At 72.5% G+C, this 13,779-nt stretch carries 16 protein-coding genes; 6 read left to right on the top strand and 10 right to left on the bottom strand.

From position 1 onward, the window contains the following. Positions 1-53: 53 nt before the first annotated feature. Both AB0I89_RS08640 and AB0I89_RS08635 read left to right on the top strand, forming a co-directional pair. Positions 54-356, top strand: a complete 303-nt coding sequence (locus AB0I89_RS08640; protein WP_357122437.1) for a hypothetical protein — start codon at positions 54-56, stop codon at positions 354-356. A gap of 11 nt (positions 357-367) precedes the next feature. After that, on the top strand, positions 368-1,378 hold the full coding sequence (locus AB0I89_RS08635; protein WP_357122434.1) for a hypothetical protein: 1,011 nt from the start codon (positions 368-370) through the stop codon (positions 1,376-1,378). A gap of 12 nt (positions 1,379-1,390) precedes the next feature. Here the strand turns inward: AB0I89_RS08635 and AB0I89_RS08630 are convergent, their stop codons facing one another. The 10 genes from AB0I89_RS08630 to rimP form a co-directional block, all read right to left on the bottom strand. Beyond that, positions 1,391-2,713 (bottom strand): MATE family efflux transporter, encoded by a 1,323-nt coding sequence (locus AB0I89_RS08630; protein ID WP_357122431.1) that lies wholly within the window; start codon positions 2,711-2,713, stop codon positions 1,391-1,393. A 560-nt stretch (positions 2,714-3,273) separates the two neighbouring features. After that, positions 3,274-3,483 carry a DUF6186 family protein gene (locus tag AB0I89_RS08625; RefSeq protein ID WP_357123344.1) on the bottom strand — a complete coding sequence of 70 codons (210 nt, stop codon included), beginning with the start codon at positions 3,481-3,483 and terminating at the stop codon, positions 3,274-3,276. Beyond that, positions 3,483-3,890: a hypothetical protein gene (locus AB0I89_RS08620; RefSeq protein WP_357122428.1), complete on the bottom strand. Its 408-nt coding sequence runs from the start codon at positions 3,888-3,890 to the stop codon at positions 3,483-3,485. Before AB0I89_RS08620 ends, AB0I89_RS08625 begins: the two co-directional genes overlap by 1 nt. A gap of 113 nt (positions 3,891-4,003) precedes the next feature. Then, the gene (locus tag AB0I89_RS08615; RefSeq protein ID WP_357122425.1) at positions 4,004-5,062 is read right to left on the bottom strand and encodes a bifunctional oligoribonuclease/PAP phosphatase NrnA; all 1,059 of its coding nucleotides are present in this window, start codon (positions 5,060-5,062) and stop codon (positions 4,004-4,006) included. Continuing rightward, positions 5,059-5,556, bottom strand: coding sequence for a 30S ribosome-binding factor RbfA (gene rbfA / locus AB0I89_RS08610; RefSeq protein WP_357122422.1), 498 nt, complete (start codon positions 5,554-5,556; stop codon positions 5,059-5,061). The genes AB0I89_RS08615 and rbfA overlap by 4 nt, the downstream gene beginning before the upstream one ends. 128 nt (positions 5,557-5,684) lie before the next feature. Continuing rightward, positions 5,685-5,981, bottom strand: a complete 297-nt coding sequence (locus AB0I89_RS08605; RefSeq protein ID WP_357122419.1) for a DUF503 domain-containing protein — start codon at positions 5,979-5,981, stop codon at positions 5,685-5,687. 90 nt (positions 5,982-6,071) lie between these two features. Continuing rightward, complete coding sequence (gene infB / locus AB0I89_RS08600) at positions 6,072-9,089, bottom strand: translation initiation factor IF-2 (protein WP_357122416.1); 3,018 nt, start codon at positions 9,087-9,089, stop codon at positions 6,072-6,074. 93 nt (positions 9,090-9,182) lie between these two features. Then, positions 9,183-9,515, bottom strand: a complete 333-nt coding sequence (locus AB0I89_RS08595; protein WP_357122413.1) for a YlxR family protein — start codon at positions 9,513-9,515, stop codon at positions 9,183-9,185. Positions 9,516-9,531: 16 nt separating this feature from the next. Next, positions 9,532-10,575 carry a transcription termination factor NusA gene (nusA, locus tag AB0I89_RS08590; protein ID WP_357122410.1) on the bottom strand — a complete coding sequence of 348 codons (1,044 nt, stop codon included), beginning with the start codon at positions 10,573-10,575 and terminating at the stop codon, positions 9,532-9,534. After that, a complete protein-coding gene (rimP, locus tag AB0I89_RS08585) occupies positions 10,572-11,273 on the bottom strand; it encodes a ribosome maturation factor RimP (protein WP_357122407.1) in 702 nt (233 codons plus the stop codon). Before rimP ends, nusA begins: the two co-directional genes overlap by 4 nt. A 153-nt stretch (positions 11,274-11,426) precedes the next feature. On the opposite strand from rimP, the gene AB0I89_RS08580 reads away from it, so the two are divergent. From AB0I89_RS08580 to AB0I89_RS08565, 4 genes are read left to right on the top strand one after another with little or no spacing between them, the layout of a single operon-like run. Beyond that, positions 11,427-11,954 (top strand): hypothetical protein, encoded by a 528-nt coding sequence (locus AB0I89_RS08580; RefSeq protein ID WP_357123341.1) that lies wholly within the window; start codon positions 11,427-11,429, stop codon positions 11,952-11,954. Continuing rightward, a complete protein-coding gene (locus tag AB0I89_RS08575) occupies positions 11,951-12,388 on the top strand; it encodes a ferritin-like domain-containing protein (protein ID WP_357122404.1) in 438 nt (145 codons plus the stop codon). Before AB0I89_RS08580 ends, AB0I89_RS08575 begins: the two co-directional genes overlap by 4 nt. 52 nt (positions 12,389-12,440) lie before the next feature. Then, the gene (locus AB0I89_RS08570) at positions 12,441-13,043 is read left to right on the top strand and encodes a PadR family transcriptional regulator (RefSeq protein ID WP_357122401.1); all 603 of its coding nucleotides are present in this window, start codon (positions 12,441-12,443) and stop codon (positions 13,041-13,043) included. Positions 13,044-13,060: 17 nt separating this feature from the next. Then, positions 13,061-13,774, top strand: a complete 714-nt coding sequence (locus AB0I89_RS08565; RefSeq protein ID WP_357123338.1) for an ABC transporter ATP-binding protein — start codon at positions 13,061-13,063, stop codon at positions 13,772-13,774. Positions 13,775-13,779 lie beyond the last annotated feature (5 nt).

The following is a 13,779-nucleotide window of genomic DNA, read 5'->3' as shown; positions in this document are numbered from 1 at the left end:
TCGAAGATGCGAAGATCATCCGCCCGCACCCGTAGACGAGGACCAGGACTCCGATGACCCCCGACCGCCGTCCGGCCCACGAGCACCGCGCTCGGGTCGATCTGCCGCAGTGGATGCGGCAGCCGACACCGAAGCGGCGAACCCCGGCACGCTACGTCGACGATCTGATCGAACGGTCGCCGCCGCTGCGCACGGCCCGCCGCGCGATGTGGCACCGGCGCGACCGGGCTCGGTGGAGCGAGACGCATCCACACCTCGTCGCCGTGCTGTCCTTCATCGCGGCTGGTGTCCTCGGCACCGCTCTGGTGACGGGCGCCTACTATCTGCTCGCGCTGGCCGCCAGCGGCGATTACTGACGGGAAGAGCCATGACGCAGACTGCGCCGAACGAGCCCACACCCCCGGGCCCGACCGATCCGCCCTCGCCGCCGGCCGCCGTCGCGGAGGTCAACCCGGTGGCGCTCCCGGAGTGGATGAACTCGGCGCGGACCGAGCACCAGCCCGCCGGCTGGGATCGGGTCCGCTTCTTCTCCGCCCGGCACAACGGCGCGCTGATGCTGGGACTTGGACTCCTGCTGGCTGTGGCGATGGTCGGCGGAGGCCTGGTGATCGTCGACCGGCTGGCCGACAACGTCCGCACGTCCACCTCGGCGACTCCCACCCCGAGCGGCACCGCAGCGGTGAGCAGAGTGGGCGAACCGCGGGACCTGTTCGCCGGCTCACCGGCAGCCTCCTTCGCCCCCGGTGAACAGGCCGTGCGGATGCCGACGGCGAAGGCCACCGGGCCCTTCACCGAGGCCCAGGTAGGGGCGGCGTTGGAGACGGTGCGTAAAGGGTTGATCGAGAGCCGACTGGACACGTCCATGCTCTCGGGCGACCCGGAACCGTTCCTCCGGCTGCTCGCCCCGGACATTCGTGAGCACCTCAGGTCGGACTTCACCGGCAACGCCTTCCTGCGGTACGCGACCCGGATGGCGTCGCCCTCGGACTGGGAGCTCGGTATCCGGGCCGACGGACGGGTCAGTTACCGGGCCACCACGGAGAACGGCACCCGGATGCTGGAGGTCTCCACGGAGTTCGTGTGGGCGTACCCCTTCGACGTGGACCTGCGAGCGCCGGCCGGCGCCAGTGTGGTGGCGCTGCGTGACCGTGTGGTGTGGCAGGTGCCGCACCCGGAGGACGTGCCGGCTTCCACTCGAGGCCTGCGGATCGTCTCAGCGAAGCTGGTGACCTGGAACGCGGACTGCGGCAAGCTCCGTGAGGGCTGGGTGCAGGAGCAGTTCTGGGTGGCCGACACGCACGGGGATCGGATACCCGCGGGCGACCCGGGCACGATCTTCGACCTCGACGCGCCCCCGCCGACCACCGTCCGTTGCTGACCGGCGAGCGGGTCAGCGAACCGCCCCGACGACCGCCCAGCCGCCGGAGCGGACCCGCAGCAACAGGGCGACGAGTCGGATCACCACGAACAGGGTGAGTCCCGCCCAGATGCCACCGAGTCCCAGGTTGAGCACGTACGCCAGCCAGATGGCCGGCAGGAAGCCGCCGAGCGCCGCCACGATGGTGAGATTGCGCAGGTAACGGACGTCACCGGCGCCGATCAACACGCCGTCGAGCGCGAACACGACACCGGCCAGCGGCAGCATGGCGACGAACCAGGGCCAGGCGACCATTGCCTGCTCCCGTACCTGCCCGTCGGAGCTGAACCAGGACGGCACGACGCCCGCGCCGGCGGCGATGACCACGGCGAAGGCGACGCCGCAGACGCCGCCGAGCAGTCCGATCCGGCGGGCCAGCGCCCGCGCGCCCGCCGCGTCGCCCGACCCGAGCGCGGCGCCGATGAGGGACTGCGCGGCGATGGCGAGCGCGTCGAGCACCAGCGCGGTGAAGAACCACAGTTGCAGGGCGATCTGGTGGGCGCCGACGGCGGCGGCGCCGAAGCGGGCGGCGACCGCCGTCGCGGAGAGGAAGCTCGCCTGGAACGCCAGACCCCGGATCAGCAGGTCCCGGCTGAGCACCAACTGGTCGCGGATCAGGCGCGGCCGGGGCCGCAGCGACACCCGCTCGGCGACCAGCGCCCCGGCGAAGAGCACGCCGGAGAGGGTCTGCGCGACCGCGTTGGCGACCGCCGAGCCGGTCAGCCCCAGGCCGGCGGGGTAGACCAGCAGCGGGCAGAGCAGGCCGGAGACCAGATTGGGGCCGAGCACGAAGTACAGCGGGCGACGGGTGTCCTGCACGCCGCGCAGCCAGCCGTTGCCGGCCGCGGCGAGCAGCAGGCCAGGGGCGCCGAGCGCCGCGACGCGCAGCCACGCGGCGGCGGCGCCGGCCACGTCGCCACCACCTCCGGCGAGGGTACGCGCCAACGCGCCCCCGCCGATCTGCATGCCGATCGCGACCAGCAGTCCGACGCCGAGCGCCAGCCAGGACGACTGGACTCCCTCGGCCACCGCCGCCGCTCGGTCGCCGGCGCCGAAGCGACGGGCCGAACGCCCCGTGGTGCCGTACGCGACGACCGTTCCGAGCCAGGCGGTGAGCGTCATCACCGTGCCGCCGACGGCGAGCGCGGCGAGCGGTACGCGACCGAGGTGCCCGACGACGGCCGTGTCGACGAGCACGTAGAGCGGCTCGGCGGCGAGCACCACGAGCGCCGGCAGGGCGAGGCTCGCGATCCGACGTGGCGAGGCGGATCGGTCGACGGTGGCGGTCTGGCTCATCGCCGACGATCCTGACACGAGCGCGGTAAGGATCACAAGCGCGTCAGAGGCTTACCCCCCGCACCGAGCCAGCAGCGGTGCCCAACCTCGTCGATCTTGCACTTTGTGCTGGCGAAATGCGCCTTTCGACCAGCTTTGTCGCCACCGCAAGTGCAAGATCGGCAGACCGGGTGGGTGTTTGAGTGCGCTGGTCTACCAGGGGGTCACTGACGGGTGTCCATCGACGTCTGCAGCGCGCGGCGGGCCTGCTCGCGGGCGTCGTCGGTGGTCTCGGGCTTGGGCTTGTTCGGCATGGTGGCGCTCCTTCCAGGGTGCGAGCCACCGGCACGCGGCGGCCCTCACGGGCGGTCGTGCTGAGCGCCCCACGGCGGTCCGGGGTTACCGGAGCAGCCGACTGGGCAGCGAGCCCGGGTCGGTCCGACCCTGGAGGGAGGCGGCGCGAGGTGTGGCACCACCACCCACGACCTGCACCACACCGTGATGCCGGCCACTTCCCAAGTTATCGTTCAGGTCCATATGCTGCCCACGGTTCCCGCCATTTGGACTCGCGGCAGCCCGCCTCACCGGGCCAGGAAGTGCCAGCCCAGCCACCACCAGAAGCCGAACAGACCGATCCTGCCCACCGGCACCGGGCCGACCTCGTAGCGCATCACGTACGCGCACACGTCGCTCATCGTGGGGATCCGGGAGCCCTCCCGGCGGGCCAGCACCTCGATGACGGCGAAGAGCACGAGCGCGGCCAGGAAACCGCCGATCGCGAGGGCCCGCATCATCGCCGCACCAATCCCCAGAACGCGGCCAACCAGGCGAACCACGCCACCGACCGAGTCAGATGATCTTCCAGCAGGGGGTCGGCGAGCCGGGAGAAGGTGGGAAAGTCGTCGCCCACGGCGAGCACGAAGGTGGCGCCCTCGAAGACACCGAAGATCACGACGGGCAGGGCCCACCAGGCCGCCCCCGCGCGCAGCCGGGGCGGCGCCGGACGCCGGGGCACCCGGTTGCTCAGACCGAGCCAGATCAACACCCCGCCGGTGCCGAGCGTGTAGAGATTCGCCTCCGTGGAGAACGACGCGAACCGCCCCCCGACGAGGGACAGGCAGAGGAGAACCGGAACGGAGACGGCGGGCCGGTCCCAGGCTCGGGGGGCCTCCACGGTGAGATCGTGCGGCTGCTCCATCCCGCAATTCTTCCCGGTCTCACCCAGCGCGGGAAGGCCAACACTCCCCGGAGCTGACCCTGAACTTGCCGTGCCGACCACCAGCGCCACCGCAGCGGGCGGGCCGCCGGGGATCAGCCGACGCCGGAGACCAGCGCCGCGCCCAACTCGCCGCGGATCGCCTCGACGACCTGCTCGGCGCTCCCCCGGCCGGTGAACCCGGCCGCGAACCGGTGGCCGCCCCCGCCCATCGCGACCGCCACGCGGCTGACGTCCACCGCGCCCTTGCTGCGCATCGACACGGCCCACTCGTCGGGTGCGGTCTGCTTCAGCACGCAGCTCACGTCCGCCTCGGCGGTGCACCGCACCGAGTCGATGAGCGCCTCCAGCACGTACGGCGGCTGGTCGTGGCGGGCCAAGTCATCGAGGGTGGCGGTAGTCCACACCAGGCCCCGACCGTCGGCGGCGGCCGGCTCCAGACGGGCACGGCCGAGCACCTCGCCGAAGAGCCGAACCGCTCCGAAGGGTCGGGTGTCGAAGACGCGCCGGGAGATGTCACCGGGCGAGATGCCGGTGGCGAGCAACCGGGCGGCCATCTGGTGTACGGCCGGAGTGGTCGCTTCGAAGCGGAACGAGCCGGTGTCCGTGGTCAGCGCCACGTACAGGCACTCGGCGATGGCCCGGTCCGTCGTCACGCCCAGCCGCGCCAGGAGCCGATCGGCGACCACCGACGTGGCGGCGGCACCCGGGTCGATCAGATTGACCGTACCGAAGCCCGGATTCGAGGCGTGGTGGTCGAGCACCAGCGCCGCACCGGCCGTCGACAGCCGGTCGGCCAGCGCGCCGAGGCGCGACTCGCTGGCCGCGTCGAAGCAGATCACCAGGTCCGGCGCGGGGTCGGCGTCGCCCGCCGGGACCAGGAGCTCCATCCCGGGCAGACCCCGCAACGGCTCGGGCACCTCCGGCGGCCCGGGAAAGGTCGCCTGCACCCGGTGCACGCCGAACTGACGCAGGCCCAGACCGAAGCCGAGCATGCTGCCCAGCGCGTCACCGTCCGGGTTGACGTGGCAGATCAGCAACACCCGGCCGGTCGACGGGAGAGCACGGATCAGCGCCTCGGCCGCCGCCCAGTCCGCCTCGGACGGGCCGCCGTCGACCGTCGCGGCGAGTTGGGCACCGGCGGCGCCCGTCACCGCGCCGCCCCACCCCGGGGGGTCTCCGTGGCGTCGGCGGCCGCGTCGGCCTCCTCGTCCGTCTCGTCCTCGTCCTCGTCCTCGACGCGGTACGGCTGCGCGTCGCCCGCGTACTCGGCGCGCGCGGCGAGCCGCTGCACCTCCGCGTCGGCGTTGCGCGCGGCGGCGAGCAGGTCGTCGATGTGCTTGACCTGGTCCTGCACGTCGTCGAGAACGAACGTCAGCGTGGGCGAGTGCCGCAGCCCGAGCGCCTTACCGACCGTGCTGCGCAGCAACCCCTTGGCGCTCTCCAGAGCCGCCGCGGTGTCCGCCTGGGCCACCGCGTCACCCAGCACCGTGTAGAAGACCGTCGCGTCGCGCAGGTCGGCGGTGATCCGGGCATCGGTGATGGTGATCATGCCCAGGCGCGGATCCTTGATCTGGCTCCGCACCACCGAAGCGACCAGCTCACGCACTCGTTCCGCGTGCCGGCGTACCTTGGCCGGATCAGACATCTCGCCACCTCCACGGCGTCCCGCTCCCGGCCGGCCCGGCGGCCCTGGAGGCCGCCGGCCGACCGGCCAACATCTCGAACACTACCTTCGCGGCGGCGCCGGTCGCCGGGCACCGCCGGCCCCGTGGGTCAGTCGTCGTCCACGCCGTACAGCCGGCGTCGAACCGCCAGCAGTTCGACCTCGGGACGGGCGGCCATCAGGCGCTCGCAGGAGTCGAGCACCTCGCGGACGTGCGCCGCCTCGGCGGCGACCACGGCCACCGCAATCTGGGCTCGACCGTGTAGGTCGAGCGCTCCCACCTCGGCGGCCGACACCTCGAAGCGGCGCAGGGCCGCCACGATCGGCCGTACATATGATCTCTTGGCTTTGAGCGACCGGGAGTCGCCCGGCAGCAGCAGGTCGAAGACCGCGGTTCCGGTGAACATCGCCCCGGACGATACCGCCACCCCACCCCGCATGATCAAGGGGTTTACGCCGGCCGGCGTAAACCCCTTGATCAGCGTGTCACTGCCGGATCAGGCGCGAACCTTCTCCCGCATCTCGAAGGTCTCGATGACGTCGCCGACCTGGACGTTGTTGTAACCACCCAGAGTCAGACCACACTCGAAGCCCTCGCGGACCTCGGTGGCGTCGTCCTTGAACCGCTTGAGCGAGGTGATCGTGAGGTTGTCCGCCACGACCGTCCCGTCCCGAAGCAGCCGAGCCTTCGCGTTGCGCCGGATGATGCCCGACCGGACGATGCAACCGGAGATGTTGCCGATCTTGGACGAGCGGAACACGTCGCGGATCTCCGCGGTGCCCAGCTCGGCCTCCTCGTACTCCGGCTTGAGCAGGCCCTTGAGCGCCGCCTCGATCTCCTCGATGGCCTGGTAGATGACGGTGTAGTACCGGATCTCCACGCCCTCGCGGTCGGCCATCTCGCGGACCTTGTTCGAGGCCCGCACGTTGAAGCCGATGATCGTGACCGGCTCGGACGACGCGCTGGCGAGCATGACGTTGCTCTCCGTGATCGCGCCGACGCCCCGGTCGAGGACCTTGAGCTGGACCTCCTCGGGGATGTCGAGGTTGAACAGCGCGTCCTCGAGGGCCTCCACCGAACCGGAGACATCGCCCTTGAGGATGAGGTTGAGCGAGGTCTTCTCGCCCTCCTTGAGCTGCTCCATGAGCGTCTCAAGAGTGGCCCGGCCACGGGAGTTGGCGAAGGACGCCGCCCGCCGCCGTGCCTGGCGCTGCTCGGCGATCTGCCGCACCGTACGGTCGTCCGCCGCGGCGAGGAACGTGTCACCCGCGCCGGGCGGCGCGGTCAGACCCAGCACCATGACCGGACGCGCCGGACCAGCCTCGGAGAGCTGGTTGCCGTTCTCGTCGAGCATGGCCCGGACCCGGCCGTGCGCCCCACCGGCGACGATCGAGTCGCCCGCCCGCAGGGTGCCCTTCTGCACCAGCACCGTCGCCACCGCACCGCGGCCCTTGTCCAGGTGCGCCTCGATGGCCACACCCTGTGCCGGCCCGTCGATCGGAGCGGTCAGCTCCAGCGACGCGTCGGCGGTGAGCAGGACGGCCTCGAGGAGTTCCTCGATGCCGATGCCCGGCTTCGCGGCCACGTTGACGAACATGGTGTCGCCGCCGTACTCCTCGGCGACCAGGCCGTACTCGGTCAGCTGCTGGCGGACCTTGTCCGGGTTGGCGTCCGGCTTGTCGACCTTGTTGACCGCGACCACGATCGGCACGTCGGCCGCCTTGGCGTGGTTCAACGCCTCGATGGTCTGCGGCATCACGCCGTCGTCGGCCGCGACGACCAGGATCACGATGTCCGTGACCTGGGCGCCACGGGCACGCATGGCGGTGAACGCCTCGTGACCCGGGGTGTCGATGAACGTGACCGCCCGGTCCTCGCCCTCGTGCGGGACGTGGACCTGGTACGCACCGATGTGCTGGGTGATGCCACCCGCCTCACCGGCCACCACGTTCGCCTTACGGATGGCGTCGAGCAGCTTGGTCTTACCGTGGTCGACGTGACCCATGACGGTCACCACCGGCGCACGGCTGACCAGACGCTCCTCGGCCACCTCCGCGTCGAGGTCGATGTTGAACTGCGCGAGCAGCTCGCGGTCCTCGTCCTCCGGGCTGACGATCTGGATGTCGAAGCCCAGGTGCTCACCCAGCAGGTGCAGGGTGTCGTCAGAACAGGACTGGGTCGCGGTGACCATCTCGCCCAGGTTGAACATCTCCTGGACCAGCGAACCCGGGTTGGCGTTGATCTTGTCGGCGAAGTCCGACAGCGAGGCGCCACGGGAGAGCCGGACGACCTGACCCTGACCCCGGGGAGCACCCGAGCTCATGGTCGGAGCCGACAGGTTGTCGAACTCCTGTCTGCGCTGCTTCTTGGACTTGCGACCGCGCGTCGGCCGACCACCCGGACGCCCGAAGGCACCCGCGGCGCCGCCGCCACGGCCACGACCGCCCGCACCCGGACGACCGCCGCCACCGGCCGGACCACCCGGACGGAAACCGCCACCGGGAGCACCGCCACCGCCGCCGGGACCGCCACGGTAGCCACCGCCACCGCCGGCACCCGCACCGCCACCGGGGCCGCCGCGGTAACCACCGCCGCCGCCACCGCCACCGCCGGGACCGCCACGGAACCCGCCGCCACCGCCACCGGGACGGCCCGCGCCGCCACCGGGGCGACCCGCGCCACCGGGGCCGGGACGACCGGCGGCCGGACGCTGACTCGGCATGGACGCCGGGCTGGGCCGCGGCGGCATGGAGTTCGGGCTCGGCCGCGGCGGCATACCCGCCGGGCTGTTCGGCCGGGGGCCACCCGCGCCGGCGGCCGGGGGCCGCTGCTGCTGCTGGCCACCCTGGATGCCGAACGGGTTGTTACCGGCGCCACGCGCCGGCGGACGACCGCCGGGGCGGGCACCCGGACCCGGCGCCGGCGTGTTCGGACGAGCTGCCGGTGAACCGGGACGGGGCGGCATCGCCGCAGGACCCGGCCGAGGACCGGGCCGGTTGCCGTCGGCCGGGGGCTCCCGGCGGACGGGGTTGTCACGCTGCTGCTGGCGGGCGGCCTGCGCGGCCTTGACCGCGGCCTCCTGCTCAGCCTTCAGCGCGGCGGCGCGCGCCTCCGCGGCCGCCACCTCGATGTCGTGGGCACTCGCCGGCTTGGCGACCGGGGCCGCCGACTGCGGCGCACCGGGCACCGGACCCTTGGGCTTCGGACCGGGTACCGGCGCAGCCGGCCGCCGCGGCGGCATCGGCTTGGCCGAGACCCGGGGCGCGCCCGGGGTCGGTGACGGCGTCGGGGTCGGGTTGGAAGCCGGCGTCGACACGGGCGCCGACGGGGCGGCCGGAGCCGGGGACCCGGCGGACGCGACGAACGCGTTACGCAGTCGCCGGGCGACGGGCGCCTCGACGGTGCTGGACGCGGACTTCACGAACTCGCCCATTTCCTTCAACTTGGCGAGAACGGTCTTACTCTCGACCCCGAGCTCTTTTGCAAGCTCGTGTACGCGGGCCTTGCCTGCCACTGCACTCCTCACTCCGAGGTCGTGCGGGCAGCACCCGCAGCGACCTCACTCGTGCACTTGAAGCCTGGTCATTTCAGGGACTTCATCGTGTGCTCATGTCGGTCGTCCTACCCTGCTAGCGACCCTCGCCCGGTCGGGCTGACCGGACGTAGTGGTTGGCGCATCGACGTGCTCTGCCAGCACACCGTGGTCGAGGACCTCGGTGATGCGCAGCGCTCGCCCGAAGGCGCGGCGCCGCACCGCCAGCGCGAAGCAGGCCGGATCCGGGTGCATGTTCGCTCCCCGACCCGGCAGCCTGCGGCGCGGATCAGGCCGGAGGCTGTGACCAGCCTCGTCTCTGATCGCGACGACCCGCAGCAATTCGCTGGCCGGCGCACGTTGTCGGCAGCCCACACAGGTGCGCTCCGGCTGAGTGCGTCGTACCACTGGAAGAAGTCTACCCCTAGCTGCCCGAGATCGCGCCGCCCGGCTCCCGCACCTGATCCACGGCCCCGCGCGCGGCCGGAGCCGGCTGCTCCGCATCGGACCGAATATCGATCCGCCAACCGGTCAAGCGGGCAGCAAGGCGGGCATTCTGCCCCTCGCGACCGATGGCGAGCGAAAGCTGGAAGTCAGGAACGGTCACCCGGGCGGCCCGGCCAGCCAGGTCCACGACCTCAACCCGTAGCGCCTTGGCCGGCGACAACGCGTTTCCGACGAAGGTGGCCGGGTCATCCGACCAGTCGATGATGTCGATCTTTTCGCCGTGCAGCTCGCTCATCACGGCGCGCACCCGCTGACCCATCGGACCGATGCAGGCGCCCTTGGCGTTCACGCCGGGGGTGGTGGAGCGGACAGCGATCTTCGTACGGTGACCTGCCTCACGCGCGATCGCGCCGATCTCGACGGTGCCGTCGGCGATCTCCGGCACCTCCAGCGCGAACAGCTTCTTGACCAACGCCGGGTGGGAGCGGGACAGGGTGATCTGCGGCCCGCGCATGCCCTTGGCCACGTGCACCACCACGCACCGGACGCGCTCACCGTGCGCGTACCGCTCGCCGGGCACCTGCTCGGACTGCGGCAGGACGCCCTCCAGCTTGCCCAGGTCGACGCTGACGATGCCCTTCTCGGTACGCGTCTCGTGCGCCTGCACCACGCCGGTGACCAGGTCACCCTCGCGACCCACGTACTCGCCGAAGTGCACCTCGTCGGTGGCCTCCCGCAGGCGCTGAAGGATCACCTGCTTGGCGGTCATGGCGGCGATCCGGCCGAAGTCGTGCGGGGTGTCGTCCCACTCCCGCACCAGCGAGCCGTCCTCGTCCATCTCCTGCGCGTACACCAGGGCCGCGCCGGACTTACGGTCGATCTCCACCCGGGCGTGCGGCTCAGCGCCGTCAGTGTGCCGGTAGGCGGTCAGCAACGCGGTCTCGATCGCCGCGAGAATCGTGTCGAACGGGATCTCCCGCTCGCGCTCGAGTGCGCGCAGCGCCGCGAGGTCGATGTTCACCTCTCCTCGTCCTCCACATCATCATCGTCGTCGTCGATGTCTTCTGCATCGTCGTACTCGTCGGTCTCGTCCGCGTCGTCGAACTCGTCCGGCTCACCCAGCTCGGCGAGGCGGGTGAACTCGACCTGCACCCGGCCCGGGCCCAGCTGGGCGTATGCCCACCGGACCTCGCCGCCGTCGGTCTCCAGCCGTACGCCCTCGTCGTCGGCCCCGAGCACCCGGCCGGTCACCTGACGGTCCCCCGAGGGCTGCTCGCCGCGTTGGCCGGGCAGCGCCGCGGCGCCCCGGACGGTGACCTTGACCAGTCGGCTTACGTTGCGTCGCCAGTGCCGGGGCAGGGTGAGCGGCCGGTCGACGCCGGGCGAGCTGACCTCGAGCTGGTACTCCCCGGCGACGATGTCGCCGTCGGCCTCCTCGGCCGCGTCCAGCGCCTTCGAGACCGCGCGGGAGACGTCCGCGACGGCGTCCAGGTCGATCCCGCCGTCCGCGTCCACGATCACCCGCACCACGTGCCGGCGTCCGGCTCGGGAGACCGACAGGTCCTCCAGGTCGTAGCCCACGCCGTTGACCACCGGCTCGATCACGGTCCGCAACCGGGTACGGCGGGCCGCGAGATCACCGCCGCCGCGTGGAGCGCGGGGGCCCGCGCCGTCGCGGGGTCGACCCGTCGACCTGGTGGTACGGCCACGCTGCGTCATGTACGCACCCTTTCCCTGGTCGATCGGGACGTCGTCCCGCCATGCCGGCACGCCACCGGAGCGGACGCGCCGGTGGCTGCGCAGAGCGTAACGCGCCTGCCGGGCGACGGGCCGGGCGGCGCACCGACGCCGGTGACGCCCGGACCCGACCCGATGGTGTTGACTTGCCCGGTGGGGATCGGCAGAACGACTCAGCGCGACGAAGTATTCGGGCAATCTCGGCGAAAGCTCCTCCGGGCCGGCGCTCTCCTGGCACTCGGCGGCGCGGTGGCGCCGCTGACAGGCTGTGATCTTTTCGACCGTGACGACGAGCCGACGCCACCGCCGGACCCGCTGCGGTCGATGGTGGACGAGTCACTGAGCCTCGCCACGGCGTACCGGGCGAGCGCCGCCGCCCACCCGGACCTGGCCGACCGCCTCAATCCCATCGCCGAGACGCACACCGCGCACGCCACCGAACTCGCCCGGGTCGTCGGCATCACCCTGCCGTCCGCGCCCGCCGTCGACCCGAGCGCCACCGCGGCCACCGAGCCGGCGGGCGCGCTCGCCGACCTTCGCGCGCGGGAGAAGGCCGCCCAGCAGTCCGCCACCGCCGCCTGCGCCGCCGCGCCCGCCGCACGGGCCGCGCTGCTCGGATCGATCGCCGCGGCGCGGGCCACCCACCAGGAGGCACTGAAGTGAAGCAGCCCACCGCCGAGGAGGCCCTCGCCGCCGCGCTCACCGCCGAGTACGCGGCCATCTACGCGTACGGGCGGATCGGGGTCCGACTCACCGGCGCGGTCCGCGACGCCGCCCACCAGGCGGAGGCCGCGCACCGACGCCGACGCGACGCGGTGGTGGTGCAGTTGAGCGCCGCCGGGGGCACCGTTCCACCAGGCCGGGTCGGCTACGCGCTGCCGTTCCCGGTCACCAACCGGGCGAGCGCCCTCCGGCTGGCCATCGAGGTGGAGGAGCGCACCGCGGCGCACTGGCGTGCCGCGTTGGCGTCCACCACCGGCGCCGACCGGGACCAGGCGCTGGCCGCCCTCGTCGAGTACGCCGTGCGGGCCACCAAGTGGCGCAAGGCCGCCGGGGTGGCCCCACCGACTGTCGCATTTCCCGGCCGCCCGAGCTGAACCGATCCGCCCCGGTTGCGGAGCCCATACCAGGTATGCATACTCCGTTGCCATGTCCATCCGTCACGGGCTGCTCGCCCTCCTCGAACGCGGCCAGATGTACGGCTACCAGCTGCGCGCCGCTTTCGAGGAGTCGACCGGCTCGACCTGGCCGCTGAACATCGGGCAGGTCTACACCACGCTGGCCCGGCTGGAACGGGACGGCCTGGTGCGCCCGCTGCCGGAGAGCGAGGCCGGCCAGCGCCCGTACGAGATCACCGACGCCGGCCGGGCCGACCTCACCCTGTGGTTCGCCACGCCGATCAGCCGTACCGACCGGCCGCGCGACGAGCTGGCGATCAAACTGGCCCTGGCACTCACCACGCCCGGCGTGGACGTCCGCTCGGTGGTGCAGGCCCAGCGCAGCGCGACGATGCGCGCGTTGCAGGAGTTGACCCGGTTGAAGTACGGCAGCGACCGGCCGGAGGACCTGCCGTGGCGGCTGGTCCTGGACTCGATGGTGTTCCAGGCCGAAGCCGAGGTGCGCTGGCTGGACCACTGCGAGAGCAGTCTGGTGCGGCACCGGCCGGGTGGACCGCCGCCGCACCCGCCCCGACCGGGCGCTGGTGACGCGTCCGACGCCGCACGGTGGGCCGATGAGGAGGCGCGACGGTGAGCGGATCGGGCGACGCGGTGCTTGACCTGCGCGCCGTCCACCGCACCCACGGGGTCGGCCCGGCGGCGGTGCACGCGCTGCGCGGTGTCAGCCTCGTCGTTCGGCCGGGCGAGCTGGTCGCCGTGATGGGTCCGTCCGGTTCCGGGAAGTCGACGCTGCTGGCCCTCGCCGGCGGCCTCGACCGCCCGACCCGTGGCGACGTCCGGGTGGAGGGGCAGCCGCTCGGCGCGCTGGACCGCCGCGGGCTGGCGCAGCTACGCCGACGCCGCATCGGCTACATCTTCCAGCACCTCAACCTGCTCGGCAGCCTGAGCGCGCTGGAGAACGTCGCGCTCCCGCTGGAACTCGACGGCGTCGGCGGCCGGCGGGCCAGGGCGGCCGCCCTGGCCGCGCTGACCGAGGTGGGCCTGCCCGCGCTGGGTGACCGCTTCCCCGATCAACTCTCCGGCGGCCAGCAGCAGCGGGTGGCCATCGCCCGCGCGCTGGTCGGCGAGCGCCGGCTGGTGCTCGCCGACGAACCCACCGGGGCGCTCGACTCGCAGACCGGTGAGGCGGTGCTGCACCTGTTGCGCCGCCGGGTCGACGCGGGCGCGGCCGGCATCCTGGTCACCCACGAGGCGCGGCACGCCGGCTGGGCCGACCGGGTGGTGTTCCTGCGCGACGGCGTGCTGGTCGACACGACCGCGCCGCTGGGCAGCGTCGAGCAACTCCTCTCCGGTAGCGACCGTTGACCCTG

The organism is Micromonospora sp. NPDC049801 (assembly GCF_040656575.1).
Classification (GTDB): Bacteria; Actinomycetota; Actinomycetes; order Mycobacteriales; family Micromonosporaceae; genus Micromonospora.
The sequence above is the reverse complement of the archived record's forward strand: the minus strand, read 5'-3'. Positions and strand labels throughout refer to the sequence as shown.